1 protein-coding gene is annotated in these 466 nt (G+C 35.8%); it reads right to left on the bottom strand.

Features of this window, described 5'->3' with window-relative positions; genetic code table 11:
• Window positions 1-466, bottom strand: a 466-nt coding sequence (locus tag A500_RS19175; protein ID WP_016209223.1) for a flagellin, incomplete at both ends; no start/stop codon positions are given.

The following is a 466-nucleotide window of genomic DNA, read 5'->3' on the forward strand; positions in this document are numbered from 1 at the left end:
CCTTGTGGTTGTTGGTTAGCTTGAGCAAGCATTGCTTGGGCAGCTTGTGATAGGATGTTATTCTTTGAGAAATTCATCATTTCTTTTGCCATATCTACGTCTCTAATACGTGATTCTGATGCTTGTAAGTTTTCTGTTGTAGTTCCTAAATTGTTAACTATATGTTCTAGTCTATTTTGTAATGCACCATATTTCGCTCTCTGTGTATTAACCTCATCTATTGCTGCATCAATATCAGTAGCTGTAGCACTTGCTGTCACACCAGTAGCGTCAGTTAAAACTGCTGCTCCAATAGTTAACGTATTCCCTGCATCATCTATAACTATATCTGCAGCATCCATTACTGTAGCACCATTAAATTTAGTATTATCAGTAATATTTGTTATTTCTGCAGCTAAAGCATTCATTTCCTCATCAACATTTGCTATATCTTCTGTACTATAGGTACCTGTATTTGCTTTTTGAA

The sequence above is a fragment of the Clostridium sartagoforme AAU1 genome, assembly GCF_000401215.1.
Lineage (GTDB): Bacteria > Bacillota > Clostridia > Clostridiales > Clostridiaceae > Clostridium > Clostridium sartagoforme.